The sequence below is a fragment of the Caulobacter sp. S45 genome, assembly GCF_009765965.1.
Lineage (GTDB): Bacteria > Pseudomonadota > Alphaproteobacteria > Caulobacterales > Caulobacteraceae > CAHJWH01.
Map to the genome: position 1 here is coordinate 2,172,023 of NZ_LMUL01000014.1, position 21,286 is coordinate 2,193,308.

Here is a 21,286-nt window from a genome sequence, read left to right on the forward strand (position 1 = left end):
CGGCTTACGCCCGCAGCGCGCTCAGACCCGGTTCCGTCTCGGGCCGCTTCTCACGCCGCCCTGCGAAGTGGGCGATGGTCTCGAGCAGCTCCATCGCCCGGATCGGCTTGGTCAGATGCCCGTCCGCGCCCGCCGCTAGACTCGCGTCCACATGCTCCTGCAGCGCATTGGCGGTGAGCATCAGCACCGGCGTGCGCGCCAGGCCTAGGGCCTGTTCGCGTTGGCGCAGCAGGCTGGTGGCGCTGATACCGTCCAAGACCGGCATCTGCATGTCCATCAGGACCACGTCGAAGGTGCGCACCTCCAGCATGTCCAGCGCCGCCTGGCCGTCGTCGACGGTGGTGAGGTCCACCCCGGCGGCGTCCATGATCAGCTGCACCACGCGCTGGTTGGTCGGATGGTCTTCGGCCAGCAGGATGTGCAGGCCCTCGATGTCGACTTCCTCTTCCGGTTCCGCCGCGAAGCCGGCCGGCTGCAGGTCGTGGGGCAGTGGCAGGTCGAAGGTGAAGCGCGAGCCTTCGCCCGGCGTGGATTGGGCCCAGATGCGCCCGCCCATCAGCTCCACCAGCGAACGGCAGATGGCGAGGCCCAGCCCCGTGCCGCCGAATCGGCGCCGGATGGAGGCGTCGGCCTGCTCGAACCGCTGGAACAGCCTGGCCTTGACCTCCTCGTCGAAGCCGATGCCGGTGTCGCTGACCTCGAAGCGGACGGAGCCGTCGTCCAGGGCCGCGACCGTCAGCTCGACCTGGCCGGTCGCGGTGAACTTGACCGCGTTGCTCAACAGGTTGGATAGCACCTGGGTCAGTCGCACGCTGTCGCCGCGATAGGCGCCGGCCGCCGCCGGCTCCAACGTCCAGGCCAGTTGCACGCCCTTGGCCTCGGCCGACGCGTGGTGCAGTTCGGCGACGCGGAAGATCGTGGTCTCCAGGTCGAACGGCGCGGATTCCAGCTGCATCTCGCCGGCGTCGATCTTGGAGAAGTCCAGGATGTCGGTCAGCACCTGCTGCAGCAGCCGCCCCGACGAGACGATGAGCTGCGACAGCTCGGCGTTGCGGGGCGAGGTCTGCTCCTTGGCCAGAATCTCGGAAATGGCGATGACCCCGTTCAACGGAGTGCGGAGCTCGTGGCTCATATTGGCCAGGAAGCGGGATTTGGCGGCGTTCGCCTGTTCCAGGTCCGCGGTGCGATCCTGCACCCGCCGTTCGAGTGTGCTGAGCAGGTCGTCGGCGCGTTCGCGCTCGGCCCTCAGCGAGGAGGCGAGGATGCCGATCTCGTCCTTGCGGCCTTCGAGCTTGATCACCTCGCTCCGCTCGACCTGCTCGACGTCGGCGGTGCAGGACAGGGCCAGGCGCTGGAGGGGCCGCACGATGGCGCGCCGGGCCATCCAGACCACGCCGGCGGTCTGCAACGCCGAGAAGATCAGCCCGAGCACTAAAATCCACGACGCCGAAAGCGCGGCGGACGAGGCGATGGCGGTGGCGGGATAGCTGAGCAGCAGTATCCAGTTCGGCCCGTCGAGCCGTCCGTAAGCGATGATCTGCTTGTGGTCCGGGCTGTTGATGACGCCGAAGGGTTTCGGCTGGCGGGACACGCTTTCGGCCACGGCCTTCAGCTTGAGCTGGCGCTCGTACTGGTTGACGGTCAACTCGGAGGCGACGCCGGGCTTGGAAAAGCCGGGATAGGCGATCAGGGAGCCGTCGGAACGGATGATGATGCTCTTCGCGCCGGGAAGGGTGTCGCCGACGACCGAGGCCAGATAGCTGGTGACATTGATCGAAGACCCGAAGGCGCCGATCATGCGGCCGTCCAGATACACGGGCGTCAGGCACCCTGTCGCCACCCGGTCCCCACCGTTGTCCTGGATGAGCCGCTGCAGCTTGGTGCAGCGGGTCTGGCCGGTCGGATCGGCGCTCGGCTGCACGATCTTGACCATCTCCTCTTTGGAGAAGTCGAGGGTCGGCTTCGCATCACGCCGGTAGAACATGAGCTTGTCGGGTCGGTTCGGTCCGAACAGGACCACCTGGTTATGGTTCGTGAAGAAGTAGAAGTTGTCGTAGTCGCCACGCGCGGCCTGCCCAAAATTGGCGACCACATCGAATGCGGAGAGGAGAATCCGCTTCTGCTCGATCGTCTGCGCGGAGTTGGGGGGCAGGAATGCGCCCATCCCGTAGATCAATCGGCCGTGGACGCCGAACCGGCCATCGAAGGAAGAGGCCACGCTGCGCCGTGTCCCGTCGGGCTGCAGCTGGAACACGCTGTCGAAGGCGTGTTCAACCTCCTTGTCCGGCATCTGGGCGACGCGTCGGCGCAACTCCTCCCCGGCTGTGGTCTGCAGGGTCGTCAGCGTCGAGAAGCGATGACCGATGTTGTGGGCGCGCTCCTGCACGTAATGGCCGAGATATTCGACCTGGCGGTGCTCCAGCTCATGTTTGAAAGCGTTGAACGCGATCACCGACGCCAGCACCGTGCTCACCAGCGAGGCCAAGCCCAGTCCGATAAGGAAATTGCGTAACAACGAGGCCTTCATGCTCGTCCCCCCCGGGAGTAGACGCTGCATCGTCCGGCCCTGGTTGTTTAGGTCGCGTTAGCGCTAAGGGCCAAATTAGCAAAAAGTGGAAATTTGCCGCGCTTGAGGTCCCGGAAACCATAGGATTGGTTTGACAGCGCCCCACCGCTCCGGGCGTGGTCGCCAATCCGTCAAGGCTCTGGGCTACGATCGTCCGGCGGCTCGGGCGGCGATCCGGCGGGCGGAGAGATCGACGGCATGGCTCAAGACATTCTGGCCCCGCACCGGGCGAAGCTGCTCGACGTGGCGGTGCAGGACACTCTGAAATGGTGCGGCGCGCCGGATGTCATGGTCGAGCACCGCCAGCCGGACCGGTTTTGGCTGGAGCTGTTCGGCGGCGATCCGCAGGTCGAGATCGGTACGCAGCACGCGCATCTCTTCCTGGCGTCGTTTCACCTGGCGCATGGCCCCAAGTGGGACGAGGCCGGGGTCGCGGCGTTCATGACCGCATTGCGCGAGCAGGCCGTCTTCGATCCTCAGGTCGATGCGCCGAAGCTGGCGGCGCGCCTGGGCGGATGCAGCGCGCCCCGGTCCAGCCCGTTGTCGGCGGCCAGCAAGCTCGCCTTCTTCGCCAAGCCGACGGTGCAGATCTTCATCTGGGATCCGACGGTGATGAAATCGGCCCGGTTGCGGGACCGCCAGCGGGGAACCCATCCTCAGGCGGACGGAGCGAAAAGCCTCCGTGACCGCATCTTCGGCGTTGCGAGCTATCCGGAACTCTACGCATCCGCCGAGCGCGCCCTGGGCGACGAACTCAAGCGCCCGGATTTCCGAAGCGCGGCGGACCAGCTTATCGCGTACTTCGACGGGCAGGATGGGATCATCGCGGATCGGTCCAGGACGCCGACCCACTTCATCGAGCGCCGCCTGCTGGACAAGCTGATGTTCTGGGAAGGCTGGACGCTGAAAAACAAGCGGCCGCCTGAGCAGGCTTAGGGTGGAGGCCTTCCGAGGACGGCGCCTCGGTAGGCCCCCCTCACGCCCTACAGGGATTTAGCCTTCACGTAGGTTTCCTCCCTCGACCTGGCGCGTTGACGTCAAGTTGTCGAGAGGATCGAACACCATGAAGCTCAAGCTGATGATCGCAGGCATGATGGCGGCCACGTCCGTCGCGGGCGCCGCAAACGCAGGGTGCCTGGGCGGCGCGGCCGTGGGCGGGGTGGCAGGTCACTTCGCCGGACACCACGCCCTGCTCGGCGCCGCCGCCGGGTGCGCGGTCGGCCACTTCGCCGGCCGCAACCACCATCACCGCCGTTACTATCACCGCTAGCAACCCAGGCCCCGCCGGCACGATTGGCGGGATCCGACCGTCCGTTCAATATGGACAGCCCTCGCGCCTTATCGGCGCGGGGGCTTTTCGTATCGACGGCCTAAAGCAGCAGGGCGTTCGGGACGCCCGGCTTCGATTTGAGTTCGACGCGGCTCAGGAAGACGTTTTCGAGATGGCGAACCGGCACACCAAGGAACTTGGCGCCCGGCTCGAACTCCTGGCCGAGCGCTTCTCGGGCCCATTCCTTGAACGCAGGATAATCGTCCTTGCCCAACGCGATCGCGATGGGAGTCCTGCCGGTTTCTTCGGCCAACTTCAGGGCGCACTCAACGCGTTCAGCTATCGACTGAACCTGCCGGGAAATTCGCATGGCCCGAACCTAACAGATCGAGACCGGCTCCGGGGCGCGAAGCGGCCTACCAGCCATCGTTTCTTCGTGATCGGACGATTGCTCGTCGGCGCTTGACCTCTGCGAACGGGGTTGTCCGCAGTCGGCGCGACGAGCCCGGATCGAAGACCCAGGCGGTACGTCGTACCGCCTGGGTCCTAAGTCTTCAGCCGATCGGTTCGGCTTCATCGTCGCCGAAGAACCGGTCGGTCTGCTCTCCCCAGCCATAGGCGGTGCTGTTGAGTTGGTCCCGATCATAGGCCGGCGCGCTCTTCAGCCGCTCCTTGGTCAGCGACGACGTGTAGGTGTCGGCAGCGGCATCGAAGCGCAGCAGCCGCCACGGAACGGGATAGAATTTGCCGCCCGCGCCAAAAAGGCCGCCCGTGTCCAGGACCACGAACAGGGCCTGGCCGGTCTGCTTATGGAGGAAGACCTCGCGGATCGTGGCCAGCTTGCCGCCCTTGGGATCGTGGACCACCGTGCCGATCAGGTCGGCGCTTTTGATCAGGCTGTCGATCGTCATCGGGCGGCCTCAGGCTCGGCGGCGGACGACGGCGTGGTAGATCAGCAGCACCACGACGGCGCCGATGACCGACACGAAGATGCTGTAGAGATTGATTCCGGTCGGGGCGGAGTGGCCGAGAAAATTGAAGATGAACCCGCCGACGATCGCGCCGACGACGCCGAGCACCATGTCCATGATCACGCCTTCACCCGCGTGATTCACGATCTTACTGGCGATAAATCCGGAAATCAGGCCAACCACAAGCCATGCTAAGATTGACATTTGAACCCTCCCAGCGCCATGCGCGCTTTTATTGTTAAAGACATGGAGGGGGTGTGAGTTCCCCATGGCTTCGAGGGCCAAGGCCGTCGGTTGCAGATGTTCTCAAAACCTTAAGACCTAAGCAGGGTTTTCCCCTGACAATCGCGCCGCCTCTCGAGAGGATGAGTCCGCCGTGACGACCAGCACCAGCATCAGCAGCGCGGTCCTGCTCGCCTACTTTCAGGCGCGCACCGGCCAGACTGCGGCCAGCAACAGCTCCACGGCCGCGACCAGCCTGTCCGCGACCGCCCCGATCGCCCCTTGGAAGGCGACCTCCAGCACGTCGGCCACGGCCACGACCTCGAGCGTCAACTCCCTGGTAGCCTCGCTGCTGGAAGGCAATCCGCTCGTCGACGCGGCGACCACCAAGCTGTCGACCACCACGTCCAGCGCGGCCGCCAACAGCGACTACCAGAACCTGTTCGCCCTCTATAAGGGCCTGACCAGCCTGCAGACCCTGGCCACCGCCGCCGGCGCCAGCGGGGTCAGCTCGAGCGAGCTTTCCCAGCTACAACAGGCGTTCAGCGCCGGCCTGGGCCAGGTGCGCACGTCGATCTCCAGTGGGGCGTTCAAGGAGTTCCAGGTCTCCAACGGCACGGTTACGACCCAGGAGGAGTCCACCACCGGCGCCCAGCAGGAAAGCGACACCTACACCACCCAGCCGCTGGTGAGCGGCACCAGCAGCACGGTGGTGCCCGCATTCCAGGGTAATGTGGCCTTCTCCCTCACCTCCACCAGCCTGGCGGGGAAGGCCACGACGGTGAACTTCGACCTGTCGCAGATGGGCGACACGCCGCGAAGCATCTCCAATGTGATCAGCTACCTGAACAGCCAGCTGTCCGCGGCCGGCCTGACCACCCGGTTCGGCGACAGCCTGATCCCCGGAACCGCCGCCTCGACCACCACCGTCGACGGCGTGACCAGCCTGGTTCCGGCCACGCCCGACCAGTACGCCCTGCAGATCAACGGCACGCCGAACGAGCAACTGAGCTTTTCGGCGGCCACGACCGCGCCGGCGGTCTACATCGCCGCGACCTCGACCGACCCCAACGCCACCACCGCGTCCAGCTCGACGGCCACCACCACCACCTCGACGACCGCCCTGCCGACCCTCCCCAGCACCAGCGGCACCAGCACCGCGGCCCCCACGACCACCTCCCAGTTCATCAGCTTCGACACGGCGGATGCGGACTCGAGCACCGCGCGCAGTTTCACCGACGACCTGCCGGCAGGCTCGACGGTGACGGCCACCGCCACCGCGCCCGACGGCTCGGTCTACGTGCTGGCCAACGTCACCAGCACGGTCAACGGACAACCGATCCAGGGCCAGCAGGACGCGGCCCTGCTGAAGTACGACAGCGCGGGAAACCTGGTCTACACGCGCACGCTGGGCGCGGCCGACACCGCCGACGCCACCGCCCTGGCCGTCTCCGCCGACGGCTCGCAGGTGGCCATCGCCGGCTCGATCACCGGCGCCGCGCTGGACCCGACCGACACCAGCCAGAACGGCTCGACCACCCAGCAGAGCTTCGTCACCGTGTTCGACTCCACCGGCGACGAGCTGTGGAGCCAGAACCAGGACGCCAACGAAGGTTCCGACAACCAGGTCAACGCCGTGGCCTTCGGCGCCAACAACAGCGTCTATGTGGCGGGCTCGACCCAGGGGCGGCTGACCGGCGCCACGGCCGAAGGCAGCCAGGACGCCTACATCCAGGGCTTCAGCGCCACCTCCACCACCGACCCGATCACCCAGGAGACCACCTGGACGGCGGCGCCGACCTTCACCACCGAGTTCGGCACCAGCGGCGTCGACCGGGCCACCGGCATCGCCGTGGAAGGATCGTCGCTCTACGTCTCCAGCGTGCAGAACGGCGACGCCGTCGTGCAGCAGTACGCCCTGGCGGCGAAGGGCGCGCCCACCCTGGCCGCGCAACAGGACCTGGGCAATGTCGACGGCGGGGACCTCTCGGGGCTGGCTGTCGCTGCGGACGGCTCCATCATCGTGGCCGGGTCGACCCACAATGCGGCGTTGAACGCCGGGACCATCACCTCGGCCTATTCTGGAAACGGCGACGCCTTCGTCGCCGACCTCAACGCCAACCTGAGCCCCACCGGCGCCGAGTCGGTGGCCTATTACAACGACGGGGCTCCGACCACCGCCTCGGCGCTGACGGTCTCGGGCGGCCAAGTCTACATCACCGGCCAGCTCGCGGCCCCGACCGTCACCTCCGGCCCCCTCCAGGGCTCCACCGGCTATGCGGCCGCCATCGACCCGACGACGGGCCAGGTCTCATGGTCCACCACCTTCACCGGGGACAACGGCTCTTCCGAACCCTCTTCGATCGCGGTGAGCGCGACGGGCGGCTCTGTGCTCTCCCAGCTGGGTCTGCCCCAGGGACCGCTGCTCCAGCAGCAGACGCCATCCTCGCTGGTGACGTCCAACAGCTCCGTGCGGGCCGGCGACGAATTCTTTGTCCAGAACGGATCGGGACCGGCTACGGCCGTCGTGGTGGCGGCGGACGACACCTATGAGAGCCTGGCGGAAAAGATCTCTCAGGCGTCCGGGTTCCAGGCCAGCGTCACCACAGTGACCATCAACAACCAGCAGGAGATCAAGATCGCGCCCGGCAACGCCGCCGCGCAGATCCGTCTGGAAGCGGGGCCTCCGGGTCAGGACGCGCTGTCGGCGCTCGGGTTGCAGGAGGGGCTGGTCACCACGACCGCGAACACGACCTCCAGCTCCACCGCCGCGACGATCAAAACCGCTAACGGCCAGGTCGCGGCCAGCAACATCAAGACCCACTACTCGATCACCGTGCCGGCGGATCTGACGCTGGACTCGTCCACCGACATCACCGCGACCCAGAATGCGCTCAGCGTGGCTATCGCCGAGGTGCAGTCGATCTATAGCGACATGACCACACCCAAGGCCTCCAGCACCCCGGGCGCGGGATCGGGCACGGTGCCGGCCTACATCACCGCCCAGATTTCCAACTACACCCTGGCGCTCCAGCGGCTGACCTCGGGCCAGTCGTCGAGCAGCTCCAGCTCCGCCGCGCTCGACCTGCTGGCGGGCTGAGCCCGCTGCGGCGCCTCGCTTGGCGATTCTTGGTAGTTAGACCGTGATGGCGGCCGAAACCGGCTTCCACTTTCGCCTGTCCCGTTCTAGCCAAACAGTATGAGATTTCTGCAGGACCGTCGTGTGCTGGCGGCGCTGATCGCGGTCGTGGTCGTGTTGATCGCGCTTGGCGGCGCGCTCACCCTTCTGCGTCACGGACATGGCGGGGACGGGGCCACGCCGGCCTCGTCATCCGGGGAACTGAAGGTGGAGATGGGCAAGTCCGCCAAGGTCCAGGCGGACACCTCGGTGCGCTGCTTCGTCAAGGGCCAGTTCGTGGGCATGGAGACCGCCGCCGACTGCGCCCAGAAGAACGGGATCGCGCCCGGCGCGCTCGACGTCGGCCTGGACCAGAGCGGCGCCATCGCCGCCGGCGGCGCTGGCGCCCACCTCCAGCCTCTGAGCAATGCGACCAGCGACGGGCAGGCGGACGACGACAAGCCCGACGCCGCCGACGCGGGTCCGGGCGACGGCGATCCGCACAGCTACGCCGACACGCCGCCGGCCGACTGTAGGGCCTATGCGCCCGGTGGCTGGCGCAATGCGGGCCAGGGCGTGAACCTGGACGCTTGCGTCCACACCTTGTTCGATGGCCGGTGTCCAGCGCCGGGACAGGTGGTGTACGGACATTGGGGCGCTCTGACGCTGCGGGCGTCGCCTGGGCGCATCGACGTGTCGCGCAACAACCGCGACTTCAGTCCGCTCGCGCCTCAGTACCCCGCCGACTGTTCCATTCCGCCGCTCTGAAGCCCTCGCGCTCGGCGAACGGCCCATGTACACACGGATTCAATGAGGCGAAGCTCCATCAGACATGGCCTAGGGCTGGCGGTCCTTGGCCTGGCGATCGTCGGCACGGCCGGCTGCACCGCCTCCGTCGAGGCTCCGGCCGACAAGGGGGTCTGCTGGCACATGGTCCAGCAGAAGGCGGCCAAGCCGAAGTTCTTCCCCCTGTCGCAGAACGAACCGGACCTTGAGCATTGCGCCGCCGCATTGGAAGGCATGCGCCTGAAGTTCCTGATCCTCGGCGGTTCGATCTCCGAGGTGGAGGGCGCCTATCAGGGCCAGTTCCTGTTCGTCGATCCGCGCGGGGTCTTCACTTCCACCAACCTGGACGCAGCCCCCTTCCCCTTCCTGGTGCATAGCGGCGACGGCCACCTGGTCCCGCCGGGAACGCCGCCAAGCTGAAATGGTCGGCCAAACCGGCCACATTGACTTCCGCAGCCGAAAGCTGCGAACGTAAACAGAACAAACTGAGGAGCGACGGCGATGGCCGGCAGCGTCAACAAAGTCATCCTGATCGGCAATCTGGGCAAGGACCCGGAGGTGCGGACCCTGAACTCCGGCGACCGGGTCGCCAACCTGCGCATCGCCACCTCCGAAACCTGGCGCGACCGCACCTCCGGCGAGCGCAAGGAGCGGACCGAATGGCACCAGGTGGTGATCTTCAACGATAACCTGGTGAAGGTGGCCGAGAGCTATCTGCGCAAGGGCTCGACCGTCTACATCGAGGGCGCGATCCAGACCCGCAAGTACACCGACCAGTCCGGGGCCGAGCGCTACACCACCGAGATCGTGCTGCAGAAGTTCCGCGGCGAGCTGACCATGCTGGGCGGCCGCGGCGGCGGGGCCGAGGGCGGCGGCGACGAGGGTGGCTACAGCGGCGGTGGGAGCGGCGGCGGTGGCGGGTTCAATCCCGGCAAGCCGGCCCAGGGCGGCGGCGGCCCGCGCGAGAACTTCGACCTGGACGACGAAATCCCGTTCTAGGGAACGCGTTCTTCCGGGAGGGCCGCTAGCCGTCGATCCAGTCGGCCAGCCCTTCCCGGACATGGACTTCCCGCAGGGACGGCATGGACCGCATGCGCGCGACATAGGCGCCGAGATGCGGCCATGCGGCGGCGGGCCTGGGCATGTTGCGCGACCAGCGGGTGAGCATCGCGGCCAGGAAGTCCGTAGCGCTCAGGCGTTCGCCAAGCAGGAAGGGTCGACCGTCGGCGAAAACGCCATCCAGCCGGTCCCAGGCTGTTTCGATCCGGGAACGCGCAGCGGCCATAGCCGCCTCGGCGTTCGCCGCGCCCGCCGGTTCGTCCGCATAGAACCAGGCGCGGAAGGCCGGCTGTAGGGTGTTGGCGAAATAGATCATCCATTGCAGGTAGGCCGCGCGCTGCGGATCGCCCGGCGGCGGCGCGAAGCCTCGCTCGGGATGGCGTTCGGCCAGCAGCATCAACAGGGCGGCGCACTCGGCGTAGGCGACGCCTTCGATCACCATCGCCGGCACTTGGCCGCTGGGGTTGATCGCCAGGTACTCGGGCGACCTCTGCGCCTTGGTCTCGATGTCGACCAGCCGAAGCTCGAACGGGACGCCGAGTTCGATCAGCATCCAGTGGACCGCTAGGCTGGCCGTGCCGGGCGAATAGTAGAGGCTATACATCCCGTCGATCTAAACCGAGAACGGCGGCTCGGCCAGTACGTGCGGGCTCAGCGCTCGACCGCGCAGACGTGGCGCAGATCGGTATGGGCGCAGGTGGCGTTGGTGGCCAGGTTGGTGAACTGGCGCGCCCTGGGATCGTAGCGCCAGGCATGGCCGTCGGCGTCGCGCCCGCGCGCGGTTCCGTTCTCGAACATGTCCGCGTTCCAGTGCGCGCCGGTGTCCTCGTTCACCGCTTTTATGTAGCCGCCCGTGCAGCGGCTGATGTTCGCCAGCACGCGCTCGTGAGTATGCGCGTCGTAGACGTTCACCGGGAACCGGCTGCCGACCTGGGCGCCGCGGATACACCCGATGTCGGGCTCGACCCCTCCGAAGCCCAGCGTGGCGTTATAGACTTGGGCGTGGCCAATCCCCGCGCTCAGGCAGAGCGCTAGGGCGGAGAGGGCGGCTAGCGTCTTCATGGGGTAATCCTCGCATGACCAGCCTCGAAGACATCGGAGACGTCTGATCAGTCCGCAAGGGGCCGGTGCGTGCGACCCGTCGAATTCGGGGTCGCCGCGACGGCGGAGGGGAAGGCGAGGGTCTGTGGACCGGCGGTTTGGGACCCGTCGTCGTCGTCCGCATAGCTCATGCTGGCCGCCAACATCCCGCCCACGAGCATCAGTGTGATGAGCGCCGCTCTGCCGCACAGCTTTCGAATTGGAAAACCCACCAAAAACCTCCATACAGGGAGCCTTCGACAGGCCGGCGCGAACGCGGTTTGACCCGTCTGACGCCGGTGGTAATCCTTAACGGCGGCTTAAGGGTCCTGATTCGCCGAAGGCGAGAATCCCGGGCCCTAAAGCCCTTTGCAGACCCCGATCGGTTGACTTCTTGAGCGACGACGCGCCCACCTCGATTCCCCCGGCCGAGCGCGGGGGAATTTCCCCCATCGCCATCGAGACGGAGATGAAGCGCTCCTATCTCGATTACGCCATGAGCGTGATCGTCAGCCGAGCGCTGCCCGATGCGCGCGACGGGCTGAAGCCCGTGCACCGCCGTATCCTGTTCTCCATGCACGAGAACGGCTTCTCGGCCACCGGCGCCTATCGCAAGTCGGCCCGCGTGGTCGGCGACGTCATCGGTAAGTACCACCCCCACGGCGACGCCTCGGTCTATGACGCCCTGGTGCGCATGGCCCAGCCCTTCTCCATGGGGCTGGTGCTGATCGACGGCCAGGGCAACTTCGGCTCGGTGGACAACGATCCGCCCGCCGCCATGCGCTACACCGAGTGCCGTATGACCCGCGCCGCCGAGGCGCTGCTGGCCGACCTCGACAAGGACACCGTCGCCTTTCAGGACAACTACGACGGCGCCGAGCACGAGCCGACGGTGATGCCCTCGCGCGTGCCGAACCTGTTGGTCAACGGCGCGGGCGGCATCGCGGTGGGCATGGCCACCAACATCCCGCCGCACAATCTCGGCGAGATCATCGACGCCTGCCTGGCGATCATCGACGACCCGGCGGTTGAGCTGGAGCGGCTGCTGGACATCGTTCCCGGGCCCGACTTCCCCACCGGCGGCGAGATCATCGGCCGTTCGGGCGCGCGCCAGGCGCTGATCAGCGGCCGCGGCCCGGTGATCATGCGCGGCAAGGCGGCGATCGAGACCACCAAGCGCGACCGCGAAGCCATCATCATCACCGAGATCCCGTATCAGGTGAACAAGGCCGCCATGGTCGAGCGCATCGCCGACCTGGTCCGCGAAAAGCGCATCGAGGGCATCTCGGACCTGCGCGACGAGAGCGACCGCGACGGCATGCGCGTGGTGATCGAGCTGAAGCGCGACGCCTCCGCCGACGTGGTGCTGAACCAGCTCTACCGCTTCACCCCGCTGCAGACCTCGTTCGGGGTCAACATGCTGGCGCTGAACCGTGGCCGGCCCGAGCAGATGGGCCTGCGGGTCCTGCTCGACTGTTTCCTCGACTTCCGCGAGGAGGTCGTGGTCCGCCGCACCAAGTTCGAGCTGACCAAGGCCCGCAACCGGGGCCACGTCCTGGTGGGCCTGGCGATCGCGGTGGCCAATATCGACGAGGTGATCGTGATCATCCGCTCGTCGGCCAACCCCAACGAGGCGCGTGAACGGCTGTGCGCCCGCGCCTGGCCGGTGGGCGACATGATCGAGCTGATCGGCCTGATCCAGGACCCGCGCACCGTGGTGGTGGAAGACGACAGGGTGCGGCTGTCCGAAGAGCAGGCCCGGGCGATCCTGGCCCTGACCCTGTCGCGCTTGACCGGGCTCGGCCGCGACGAGATCTTCGGCGAGGCCCGCACCCTGGCCGACGCCATCGCCGGCTACCTGGCGATCCTGGGCTCGCGCGAGCGGATCATGGGCATCGTGCGCGAGGAACTGGTCGAGGTCCGCGAGGCCTTCGCCGTCCCCCGCCGCACCCAGATCGTCGACGGCGACGCCGACGTCGAGGACGAGGACCTGATCCCGCGCGAGGAGATGGTGGTCACCGTCACCCACGGCGGCTACGTCAAGCGCACCCCCCTGTCCGCCTACCGGACCCAGCATCGCGGCGGCAAGGGCCGCTCGGGCATGAGCATGAAGGAAGAGGATGTGGTCACCCGCATCTTCGCCGCCTCCACCCATGCGCCGGTGCTGTTCTTCTCCTCGGCCGGCAAGGTCTACAAACTCAAGGTCTGGAAACTGCCCAACACCGCCGCCAACGCGCGCGGCAAGGCCTTCGTCAACCTGCTGCCGCTGGAGCCCGGCGACCGCATCACCACCGTCCTGCCCCTGCCCGAAGACGAGGCTCAGTGGGAACGGCTGGACGTGCTGTTCGCCACCTCGTCGGGCGACGTGCGCCGCAACAAGCTGTCGGACTTCGTCAACGTCAACCGGGCCGGCAAGATCGCCATGAAGCTCGGCGAGGGCGAGCATATCCTGGGCGTGCAGCTCTGCACCGAGGACCAGGACGTACTGCTGACCACCGCCATGGGCCGCTGCATCCGCTTCGCGGTCGGCGACCTGCGGGTGTTCCAGAGCCGCGAGTCCACCGGCGTGCGCGGCGTGCGCCTGGCCTCGGGCGACGAGGTGATCTCCATGGCCATTCTGCGCCATGTGGAGGCCACGCCGGGCGAACGGGTGGACTATCTGCGCCGCTCCGCCGCCGCCCGCGCCGCCATCGGCGACCTGGACTCGGCCGAAGGCGTCGAAGAAGAAGCTACCGAGATCGAGGCCGAAGAGGGCGTCGACCTGGACGCCAGCCTGACCCAGGAGCGCTACATCGAACTCGGCGCGGCCGAACAGTTCATCCTGACGGTCACCGACAACGGCTACGGCAAGCGCACCTCGGCCTACGACTACCGGCTGACCGGGCGCGGCGGCCAGGGCCTGATCGCCCACAACCTGCAAGGCCGCGGCGGCAAGCTCGCCGCCAGCTTCCCGGTCGAGGACAGCGACCAGCTGCTGCTGGTCACCGACGGCGGCCAGCTGATCCGCACCCGCATCCAAACCATCCGCATCGCCGCGCGCAACACGCAGGGCGTGACCATCTTCCGCACCGATGGCGAGCGCGTCGTCTCGGTGGAGCGGCTGGAGAGCGATGGGGAGGACGACGAGATCCTGGACGAGGGCGAGGAAGTCTAATTCTGCTTCCATGCCCCTTCGGGCAGGGGAGATGAGGCGGAACGGCCGACGCCGCTTGTGGAAAGCGTCGCCGCCCGCTACGGCTCGCTCAACGCCAACGGCGCGGCAGGATTTACGTGCTCACCGGCCTATATCCCGGGACTTTCGATCCCATCACCAACGGTCACCTGGACATCATCGGCCGGGCGGTGAAGCTGCTTGACCGGCTGGTGATCGGCATCGCCGTCAACCAGGAAAAGGGTCCCCTGTTCAGCCTGGAAGAGCGGGTGGACATGGTGATGCGCGAGTGCGCCCACCTGCAGGGCAGATGCGAGATCACGGCGCGTCCCTTCGACAGCCTGCTGATGCATTTCGCCGAGGAGGTCGGGGCCTCCATGATCATCCGCGGGCTGCGCGCGGTGGCCGACTTCGAGTACGAGTTCCAGATGACCGCGATGAACCAGCAGCTCAATCGCGAGATCGAAACCGTCTTCCTGATGGCCGACCCCCACCACCAGGCCGTGGCCTCGCGACTGGTCAAGGAGATCGCCCGCCTGGGCGGCGACGTCTCCGCCTTCGTGACGCCCGGCGTGGTCGAAAGCTTGAGAGCCAAATACCAGCGATGAACATTTCCACTGGGCGCGCCGTCTGCGCCGTAACCATGCTGGCCGCCATCCTGGGCGCCACGAGCCCCGCCCTGGCGCAGGAGTCCAAGCGGCCGCCGTCCAAGAACGCGACCCAGGCGCCGGCCATTCCGTTGCACGGCCTGGACCCGCTGACGCCCTCGCCCAAGGAAACGCCCGTGCCTATCGCCGAGGGCGACTGGCGCACGCCCGACCCTGACAACCTGATGGTGATCGACACCAACAAGGGCCGCATCATTGTCGAGCTGTCGCCCGAGGTGGCGCCGGCCAGCGTGGCGCGGGTGAAGGCCTTGGCGCGGCAGCACTTCTACGACGGCCTGGAGTTCTTCCGGGTGATCGACGACTTCATGGCCCAGACCGGCGATCCGAAGAACACTGGCGAGGGCGGTTCGACCCTGCCGGACCTGGCCGGCGAGTTCACCTTCCGCCGCGACCACAATATGCGCTTCGTCCTGGTGGCCGAGCCCTCGGGCGGCGCTATCGGCTTCATCGGCTCCATGCCGGTGGAAAGCCAACCCGACGTGATCATGGCCATGACCGCCGACGGCAAGGCGACCGCCTGGCCGCTGTTCTGCTCGGGCATCGCCGGCATGGCCCGCAGCGCCAGCCCGGACTCCGCCAACAGCCAGTTCTTCCTGATGCGCGAGAACTACCCCTCGCTGGAAAAGCGCTACACCGGCTTCGGTCGCGTGATCGCCGGCGAGGACGTGGTCAAGTCGTTCAAGGTGGGCGAACCGGCGGCGCCGCCGGCCGACCGCATGACCCGGCTGCGGCTAGGTTCGGACCTGCCGGCGGGCGAACACGTGAACGTGCGGGTGCTGGACGCGGGCAGCACCAGCTTCAAGGCGCTGCTCGACCGGGCGCGGTCGGACAAGGGCGCGGACTTCTCGATCTGCGACATGCAGCTTCCCTCTCAGGTCCGCTAAGCTGGCCGTGACCGCCGCCGCCATCACCGAGGCGGGCGCGGTCGCGGCCGAGGTTCGCGCCGCCCGCCGCGTGCGGCAGTTGATGTTGCTCGCCGTATCGCTGGGCTTCCTGGTGCTGGTGGGCGTCTCCATCCTGACCGTGGTGCTGGTGTCGCGCGACCAGGACTTCACCCACTGGGTGAACCATACCTATCAGGTCGACCAGAAGATCGGCGACCTGCGGGTCACCCTGGAGCGCACGGAAGGCGCTCAGCGGGGCTATCTGATCACCGGCGACGCCCTTTACCTCGACGGCTATCGCACCTCGGCCAACCGCTTGCCGCAGCTGGTCGAGACGCTGAGGGCCCTCATGGCCGACAATTCGGCCGAACAGCATAACGTCGACCTTTTGCAGTCCCGGATCACCCAGATGCTGGCGATGCAGGAGAGCACCTTGCAGGCGGCGCGGATGGACGCCCGCCCCACCGATCCCGCCGCCCTGATCCGCGCCGACCAGCCGCTGCTCAACGCGGTTCGCGACATCGCCCTGGGCATGGCCAACGAAGAGGGCCGGCTGCTCGAGGAGCGTTCCAGCGGCCAGGCCGCCAATGCCGAGATGCTGCTGGTGGTGGAGCTGGCGTCCGGGATCATGCTGGCCCTGATCGCGGTGGGCGCCTTCGTGCTCATGCGCCGCTACGCCGCCGACCTGGATCGGTCCCAGTTGGCGCTGCGCAAGATGAACGAGGGGCTGGAGGACGCAGTGCAGGCGCGCACCCAGGACCTGACCCGCGCCAACGAGGAGATCCAGCGCTTCGCCTATATCGTCAGCCACGACCTACGCGCGCCCCTGGTCAACATCATGGGCTTCACCAGCGAGCTGGAGGTGGCGCTGAAAGCCCTGCACCGCCTCGCCGACACGGTGGAGGCGGAGGCCCCGGCCTTGATGTTCCCCGATGCGCGGACCGCGGTGGAAGAGGACCTGCCGGAATCCATCGGCTTCATCCGCTCCTCCACCCAGAAGATGGACCGGCTGATCAACGCCATCCTGAAGCTGTCGCGCGAGGGGCGCCGCACCCTCAATCCCGAAGACATCGCCATGGACGCGCTGATCGAGGGGATCGCCGCTTCGTTGCAGCATCAGGCCGACGCGCGCGAGGCGGTGGTCGAGATCGAGGGGACGCTGCCCAATCTGCAGAGCGACCGCCTCGCCACCGAGCAGGTCTTCGGCAACATCGTCGAGAACGCGCTTAAATATCTCAAGCCGGGGCGTCCCGGTCATGTGATCGTGCGTGGGCGGACGGAGGGCGCGTTCAACATCTACGAGATTCAGGACAATGGCCGCGGCATCGACGCCAAGGATTACGAGCGTGTGTTCGAGTTGTTTCGCCGCGCCGGCGCCCAGGATCAGCCGGGCGAAGGCATCGGGCTGGCCCACGTCCGCGCCCTGATCGTACGCCTGGGTGGGACCATTTCACTCGAATCCGCGCTTGACCAGGGAACGACATTTCGCGTCTCTCTGCCACGCACGGCCCGCCGGATTGAGGACAAGCCCGTTTGACCAGCCATCAGCCCGTCACCATCGTCATGATCGAGGACGATGAGGGTCACGCGCGCCTGATCGAGCGCAACATCCGCCGCGCCGGCATCTTCAACGACATCCGCCACTTCCTCGACGGCACCTCGGCGCTGGAGTTCCTGTTCAACGGCAAGGACGGCCCGTCGATGAACGGCCCGGCGCTGATCCTGCTCGACCTGAACCTGCCCGATATGAGCGGGACCGACATCCTGGCCAAGATCAAGGCCGCGCCCTCGCTGAAGCGCACGCCCGTCGTGGTGCTGACCACCACCGACGACAAGGTCGAAATCCAGCGCTGCTACGACCTCGGCTGCAACGTCTACGTGACCAAGCCGGTGAACTACGAGGCCTTCGCCGAGGCCATCCGTCAGCTCGGCCTGTTCCTGTCGGTGATCCAGGTCCCCGAGGCCGGCAAGTGACGGAAATGGCGGCCGCCAGCGAGCGGCCGCGGCTGCTCTACATCGACGACGACGAGACGCTGTGCCACCTGGTGAAGCGCACGCTGGACCGGCGCGGCTTCAATGTGACCTCCGTCACCGACGGGCGGCGGGCGGTGCAGATGGCCTCCGAGCAGGCCTACGACGTCATGGCGCTCGACCACTACATGCCGACCCAGGACGGCCTGACCACGCTCGCCGAACTGCGCCGGCTGCAATCGCCGCCGCCCATCGTCTATGTGACGGGCTCGGATGAAAGCCGCATCGCTGTGGCCGCGCTCAAGGCCGGGGCGGCGGACTATGTGGTCAAGTCCGGTGCCGAGGATTTCCAGGATCTGCTGGCCAATGCGCTCAACCAGGCGCTCGACCAGGTGCGCCTGCGCCGCCAGCGCGATGCGGCCGAGCGCGCGCTGGGCGAGGCCAACGCCCGCCTCGAAGCCGTCGTGGCGCGCCAGGCCGTCATGCTGCGCGAGGTCAACCACCGGGTCGCCAACAGCCTGCAACTGATCTCCTCGCTGGTCCATCTGCAGAGCGCGGCGCTGTCGGACCCGGCGGCCCAGGAAGCGCTTCGCGACACCCAGGCCCGCATCGCCGCCGTGATGCAGGTTCACCGGCGGCTCTACACCTCCGACGACGTGCAGAACGTCGACATGAGCGAATACCTGACCGGCTTGGTGGACGAGCTCCAGCAGTCCCTGGCCGCCGACGGCGGCGAACGCCCGATCCGGCTGACCGCCCATGCGGTGATGCTGAACCCCGACAAGGCGGTGTCGCTGGGGGTCGTGGTCGCCGAGCTGGTCACCAACGCCTTCAAGTACGCCTACCCGGTCGGCCAGGATGGCGAGGTTCGGGTCATTCTGGAGGCTGGGGTACGGCAGCAACTGCGCCTGGTGGTCGAAGACGACGGCCAAGGCATGGGCGACGAGATCGTGGTCAAGGGCACGGGCCTGGGTCAGCGCGTCATCGCCGCCATGGCCAAGAGCCTTGGCTCACGCGTCGAGTTCGACCTCGCGCACCGGGGCACCCGCGCGGTGCTGGCTTTCCAAGGTTAGGCAGATTTCTCCTCCCCTGCGTCAGCAGGGGAGGTGGCGGCGAAGCCGACGGAGGGGGCTCCAGCTGTCTGAGCCCTATAAGCTCCCCCTCCCCCTCCCCCTCCCCCGCTTACGCAGGGGAGGAGAAACTATCTCACCGCGTCAGCAGCGCCGCCGCCTTGTCGAGGCGGTCGCTATAGGCGTTGATGCTGCGCGCTGTGATCTCGGCGAAGTGATCCGCCTCCGCCCACCGGCGGCCCTCGATCGCTTCACGCACGCCCGGAACCGTCTTCACGCCGTAACCGGTCTCCATGCCCGGCGCGTAGATCATGTTCTGATACCAGGGCCGGCCGGGCAGGCCGGCCGGGTCCATCAGCGCCTGATCGGCGCTCTGCAGCACCTTCTCCAGCTCCGCGCGGCGGGCCGTCGGCAGGGCGGCGACCGCATCGGCGCTGTAGGCCTGCTGGAAGTGGGCGGCGCTGGCCTTGAGCCGGGCCGCGGCCTGGTCCAGCGGCGCGAAGGCCACCGGCGGCACCGCCGCTTCAAGTTCCGGGGCCCCCATCGGGCGCATGGGATCGGCGGCGAGCGTGTAGGCGCCGGCCTTGATCGCCTTTTCACGCGAAACCGTCTGCTCGCGCGCATGATCGGCCAGCTTGTGCAGCTCGTCGACATAGCCCCCGACCGTCTCGGCGAAGCCGTTCACGTCCACCGGCGCGGCGTCGGCGTCGGCGTAGCGGAGCACGAAGCGCCCCACCGTGCGGGCCAGGGCCGCGCTGTACTTCATGCCCGGATCGTCGAAGCGGGTGTAGTGGTCGTAGGTGTCGTAGGCGGAGTGGTACTCGCCGCCGCTGGGCGCCTCGCCGCCGAAGCCCACGTTCAACGAGGCGATGCCCAGGTGTTGCAGGAACGGCGTGTAGTCCGATCCCGATCCCAGGGCGCCGATCGGCAGGTCGCCGCCGCTGGCCGCCGCCTTGGCCTCCTTGCGAATCTCGTCCGCGCGCGCGCCGGTCGGGTTCTGCCCCTCGACCAGGGCGCGGGCGCGTTGGCGGGCCAGCAAGGTGACGCCGGTCTCGGGGTCCTTCACGTCGCCGGCGATCTCGTTGCTGAGCCGCTGCAGTTCGTGGCTGCCCTCGACCCGCAGGAAGCCGCGGTCGATGTTGTCGGAGTTGATGTAGACGACCGCCTTCTTCTGCAGTTCGTCGGCGTGCTGCTCGGCCCATTCGGTGGAGCCCAGCAGGCCGGGCTCTTCCCCGTCCCAGCTGGTGTAGACCAGGGTGCGCTTGGGCTTCCAGCCAGTCTTGGCCAGCTGGCCGATGGCCTTGGCCTCGGCCATCAGCGCCACCTGACCCGACAGCGGGTCCTCGGCTCCGAACACCCAGCCGTCGTGGTGGTTGCCGCGCACCACCCACTGGTCGGGATGCTCGGACCCCTTCATCGTCGCCACCACGTCGTAGAGCGGCTTCAGGCTCCAGTCCGACTTGACGGCCAGATGAACCATCGGCCCCGGCCCGAGGTGATAGGTGATCGGCAGGGCGCCGCGGAAGCTAGGCTCCGCCAGTGGGCCGCCCAGCGACTGCAGCAGAGGCAGGGCGTCGGCGTAGGAGATCGGGATCGCCGGGATCTTCATCAGCGTCGGCGCGGTCTCGCGCGTCAGCCGCTTGGCGTCGGCGGTGGCGCCCACGCCGGGCGTCAGGGGATCGCCGGAATACAGGATGATGTCGTTGACCGAGCCGCGCTGCACGCCCTCGGGCGGACGCTGCGGCCCCTTGGGATAGATGTCGTCGCTGTAGTAGCCGTCCTCATGCGGGTCGGAATAGATGATGCAGCCGACCGCGCCGTGTTGCTGGGCCAGCTTCGGCTTCAGGCCGCGCCAGCCGCCGCCGTATCGCGCGATGACGATCTTGCCACGCACGTCGACCCCTTGGCGAGCCAGGGCCTTGTAGTCGTCCGGCATGCCGAAGTTGACGTAGACCAGGGGCGCTGTGACGTCGCCGTCGCCCTGGTAGGCGAGATACGGGGGCAGCACGCCCGGCATGTCGGCGGAGGTGCGGTCCCCGACCACGGCCGGCTCATGCAGCTTGGCGGTGTAGGGATGAGGCCCGAGCAGCTCCAGGCTTTCGGAGATCGGCGTCGGGTAGAGCACCTGGAAGGTCTCGATATGGGCGTCCCAGCCCCAGGCCTTGAACTGCTGCAGCTGCCATTCGGCGTTGTCGCGGTCGTGGGGCGCTCCGACTTGGTTGGGTCCCGAGGCCATCCGCAGCAGCCAGGCGTCCAGGTCGGCGGTGCTGACGCTGGCGTCCAGGGCCTGTTCGCGGGTGTGCTCGGCGGCGGCGTGGCCGGCGGTGAAGCCCAGCATGCCCGCGTCCTGCGCTATGGCGTCGTGGGACATGGCGACCGCCAAGGCGGCGAGGGAAAGGCTCGCAACGCAGGCGAGGCGGCGCAGGGGCATGCAGGTCTCCAGGTCGAGAAAACGGCGGCATTGCGACGA

General features: G+C 67.5%; 19 protein-coding genes. 12 read left to right on the forward strand and 7 right to left on the reverse strand.

Annotation, left to right across the window (positions count from 1 at the left end; genetic code table 11):
- Positions 1-4: 4 nt before the first annotated feature.
- Positions 5-2,527, reverse strand: a complete 2,523-nt coding sequence (locus tag GSQ87_RS17170; protein WP_158916535.1) for an ATP-binding protein — start codon at positions 2,525-2,527, stop codon at positions 5-7.
- A gap of 237 nt (positions 2,528-2,764) precedes the next feature.
- Here GSQ87_RS17170 and GSQ87_RS17175 point away from each other — a divergent pair, with 237 nt between their 5' ends.
- Together GSQ87_RS17175 and GSQ87_RS17180 are read left to right on the forward strand one after the other, a co-directional pair.
- The gene (locus GSQ87_RS17175) at positions 2,765-3,502 is read left to right on the forward strand and encodes a hypothetical protein (protein ID WP_158916536.1); all 738 of its coding nucleotides are present in this window, start codon (positions 2,765-2,767) and stop codon (positions 3,500-3,502) included.
- 127 nt (positions 3,503-3,629) lie between these two features.
- Positions 3,630-3,836 (forward strand): hypothetical protein, encoded by a 207-nt coding sequence (locus GSQ87_RS17180; protein ID WP_158916537.1) that lies wholly within the window; start codon positions 3,630-3,632, stop codon positions 3,834-3,836.
- Positions 3,837-3,936: 100 nt separating this feature from the next.
- Here GSQ87_RS17180 and GSQ87_RS17185 read toward each other — a convergent pair whose 3' ends face one another.
- The 3 genes from GSQ87_RS17185 to GSQ87_RS17195 all read right to left on the reverse strand — a co-directional run bounded on the left by GSQ87_RS17185 (position 3,937) and on the right by GSQ87_RS17195 (position 4,990).
- Positions 3,937-4,149 carry a hypothetical protein gene (locus GSQ87_RS17185; protein ID WP_158916538.1) on the reverse strand — a complete coding sequence of 71 codons (213 nt, stop codon included), beginning with the start codon at positions 4,147-4,149 and terminating at the stop codon, positions 3,937-3,939.
- 241 nt (positions 4,150-4,390) lie between these two features.
- The gene (locus GSQ87_RS17190; protein ID WP_158916539.1) at positions 4,391-4,747 is read right to left on the reverse strand and encodes a PRC-barrel domain-containing protein; all 357 of its coding nucleotides are present in this window, start codon (positions 4,745-4,747) and stop codon (positions 4,391-4,393) included.
- A gap of 9 nt (positions 4,748-4,756) precedes the next feature.
- A complete protein-coding gene (locus tag GSQ87_RS17195; RefSeq protein WP_254063054.1) occupies positions 4,757-4,990 on the reverse strand; it encodes a GlsB/YeaQ/YmgE family stress response membrane protein in 234 nt (77 codons plus the stop codon).
- A 193-nt stretch (positions 4,991-5,183) separates the two neighbouring features.
- Between GSQ87_RS17195 and GSQ87_RS17200 the strand changes: the two genes are divergently transcribed.
- The 4 genes from GSQ87_RS17200 (at position 5,184) to ssb (ending at position 9,932) form a co-directional block, all read left to right on the forward strand.
- Positions 5,184-8,129, forward strand: coding sequence for a hypothetical protein (locus tag GSQ87_RS17200; RefSeq protein ID WP_158916540.1), 2,946 nt, complete (start codon positions 5,184-5,186; stop codon positions 8,127-8,129).
- 99 nt (positions 8,130-8,228) lie between these two features.
- Positions 8,229-8,915 (forward strand): hypothetical protein, encoded by a 687-nt coding sequence (locus GSQ87_RS17205; protein WP_158916541.1) that lies wholly within the window; start codon positions 8,229-8,231, stop codon positions 8,913-8,915.
- 42 nt (positions 8,916-8,957) lie between these two features.
- The gene (locus GSQ87_RS17210) at positions 8,958-9,353 is read left to right on the forward strand and encodes a hypothetical protein (RefSeq protein ID WP_158916542.1); all 396 of its coding nucleotides are present in this window, start codon (positions 8,958-8,960) and stop codon (positions 9,351-9,353) included.
- Positions 9,354-9,434: 81 nt separating this feature from the next.
- Positions 9,435-9,932 (forward strand): single-stranded DNA-binding protein, encoded by a 498-nt coding sequence (gene ssb, locus GSQ87_RS17215; protein WP_158916543.1) that lies wholly within the window; start codon positions 9,435-9,437, stop codon positions 9,930-9,932.
- A gap of 25 nt (positions 9,933-9,957) precedes the next feature.
- On the opposite strand, the gene GSQ87_RS17220 is transcribed toward ssb, so the two are convergent.
- Complete coding sequence (locus GSQ87_RS17220) at positions 9,958-10,596, reverse strand: glutathione S-transferase family protein (RefSeq protein ID WP_158916544.1); 639 nt, start codon at positions 10,594-10,596, stop codon at positions 9,958-9,960.
- A 47-nt stretch (positions 10,597-10,643) separates the two neighbouring features.
- A complete protein-coding gene (locus GSQ87_RS17225) occupies positions 10,644-11,054 on the reverse strand; it encodes a hypothetical protein (RefSeq protein ID WP_158916545.1) in 411 nt (136 codons plus the stop codon).
- 412 nt (positions 11,055-11,466) lie between these two features.
- On the opposite strand from GSQ87_RS17225, the gene gyrA reads away from it, so the two are divergent.
- From gyrA to GSQ87_RS17255, 6 genes are all read left to right on the forward strand, one after another.
- Positions 11,467-14,226: a DNA gyrase subunit A gene (gyrA, locus tag GSQ87_RS17230; protein ID WP_254063057.1), complete on the forward strand. Its 2,760-nt coding sequence runs from the start codon at positions 11,467-11,469 to the stop codon at positions 14,224-14,226.
- Between the two features lie 116 nt (positions 14,227-14,342).
- Positions 14,343-14,831 carry a pantetheine-phosphate adenylyltransferase gene (gene coaD, locus GSQ87_RS17235; RefSeq protein WP_158916546.1) on the forward strand — a complete coding sequence of 163 codons (489 nt, stop codon included), beginning with the start codon at positions 14,343-14,345 and terminating at the stop codon, positions 14,829-14,831.
- Complete coding sequence (locus tag GSQ87_RS17240) at positions 14,828-15,775, forward strand: peptidylprolyl isomerase (RefSeq protein ID WP_158916547.1); 948 nt, start codon at positions 14,828-14,830, stop codon at positions 15,773-15,775. The genes coaD and GSQ87_RS17240 overlap by 4 nt, the downstream gene beginning before the upstream one ends.
- 7 nt (positions 15,776-15,782) lie before the next feature.
- Positions 15,783-17,312 carry a CHASE3 domain-containing protein gene (locus GSQ87_RS17245; protein ID WP_158916548.1) on the forward strand — a complete coding sequence of 510 codons (1,530 nt, stop codon included), beginning with the start codon at positions 15,783-15,785 and terminating at the stop codon, positions 17,310-17,312.
- 26 nt (positions 17,313-17,338) lie between these two features.
- On the forward strand, positions 17,339-17,749 hold the full coding sequence (locus tag GSQ87_RS17250; protein ID WP_216839470.1) for a response regulator: 411 nt from the start codon (positions 17,339-17,341) through the stop codon (positions 17,747-17,749).
- A 5-nt stretch (positions 17,750-17,754) separates the two neighbouring features.
- Entirely contained in the window at positions 17,755-18,819 is a 1,065-nt protein-coding gene (locus GSQ87_RS17255) for a sensor histidine kinase (protein ID WP_158916550.1), read from the forward strand.
- A 133-nt stretch (positions 18,820-18,952) separates the two neighbouring features.
- Here the strand turns inward: GSQ87_RS17255 and GSQ87_RS17260 are convergent, their stop codons facing one another.
- Positions 18,953-21,247, reverse strand: a complete 2,295-nt coding sequence (locus GSQ87_RS17260; protein ID WP_158916551.1) for a transferrin receptor-like dimerization domain-containing protein — start codon at positions 21,245-21,247, stop codon at positions 18,953-18,955.
- Positions 21,248-21,286: the final 39 nt, after the last annotated feature.

What these genes read in the sequence shown, in the direction of transcription:
- GSQ87_RS17170 (WP_158916535.1), bottom strand. Translation starts at nt 2,527, where the DNA reads ATGAAGGCCTCGTTGTTACGCAATTTCCTTATCGGACTGGGCTTGGCC.
- GSQ87_RS17180 (WP_158916537.1), top strand. Translation starts at nt 3,630, where the DNA reads ATGAAGCTCAAGCTGATGATCGCAGGCATGATGGCGGCCACGTCCGTC.
- GSQ87_RS17220 (WP_158916544.1), bottom strand. Translation starts at nt 10,596, where the DNA reads ATGTATAGCCTCTACTATTCGCCCGGCACGGCCAGCCTAGCGGTCCAC.
- GSQ87_RS17205 (WP_158916541.1), top strand. Translation starts at nt 8,229, where the DNA reads ATGAGATTTCTGCAGGACCGTCGTGTGCTGGCGGCGCTGATCGCGGTC.
- GSQ87_RS17175 (WP_158916536.1), top strand. Translation starts at nt 2,765, where the DNA reads ATGGCTCAAGACATTCTGGCCCCGCACCGGGCGAAGCTGCTCGACGTG.
- GSQ87_RS17255 (WP_158916550.1), top strand. Translation starts at nt 17,755, where the DNA reads ATGGCGGCCGCCAGCGAGCGGCCGCGGCTGCTCTACATCGACGACGAC.
- GSQ87_RS17225 (WP_158916545.1), bottom strand. Translation starts at nt 11,054, where the DNA reads ATGAAGACGCTAGCCGCCCTCTCCGCCCTAGCGCTCTGCCTGAGCGCG.
- ssb (WP_158916543.1), top strand. Translation starts at nt 9,435, where the DNA reads ATGGCCGGCAGCGTCAACAAAGTCATCCTGATCGGCAATCTGGGCAAG.
- GSQ87_RS17240 (WP_158916547.1), top strand. Translation starts at nt 14,828, where the DNA reads ATGAACATTTCCACTGGGCGCGCCGTCTGCGCCGTAACCATGCTGGCC.
- GSQ87_RS17210 (WP_158916542.1), top strand. Translation starts at nt 8,958, where the DNA reads ATGAGGCGAAGCTCCATCAGACATGGCCTAGGGCTGGCGGTCCTTGGC.
- GSQ87_RS17190 (WP_158916539.1), bottom strand. Translation starts at nt 4,747, where the DNA reads ATGACGATCGACAGCCTGATCAAAAGCGCCGACCTGATCGGCACGGTG.
- GSQ87_RS17250 (WP_216839470.1), top strand. Translation starts at nt 17,339, where the DNA reads ATGATCGAGGACGATGAGGGTCACGCGCGCCTGATCGAGCGCAACATC.
- GSQ87_RS17260 (WP_158916551.1), bottom strand. Translation starts at nt 21,247, where the DNA reads ATGCCCCTGCGCCGCCTCGCCTGCGTTGCGAGCCTTTCCCTCGCCGCC.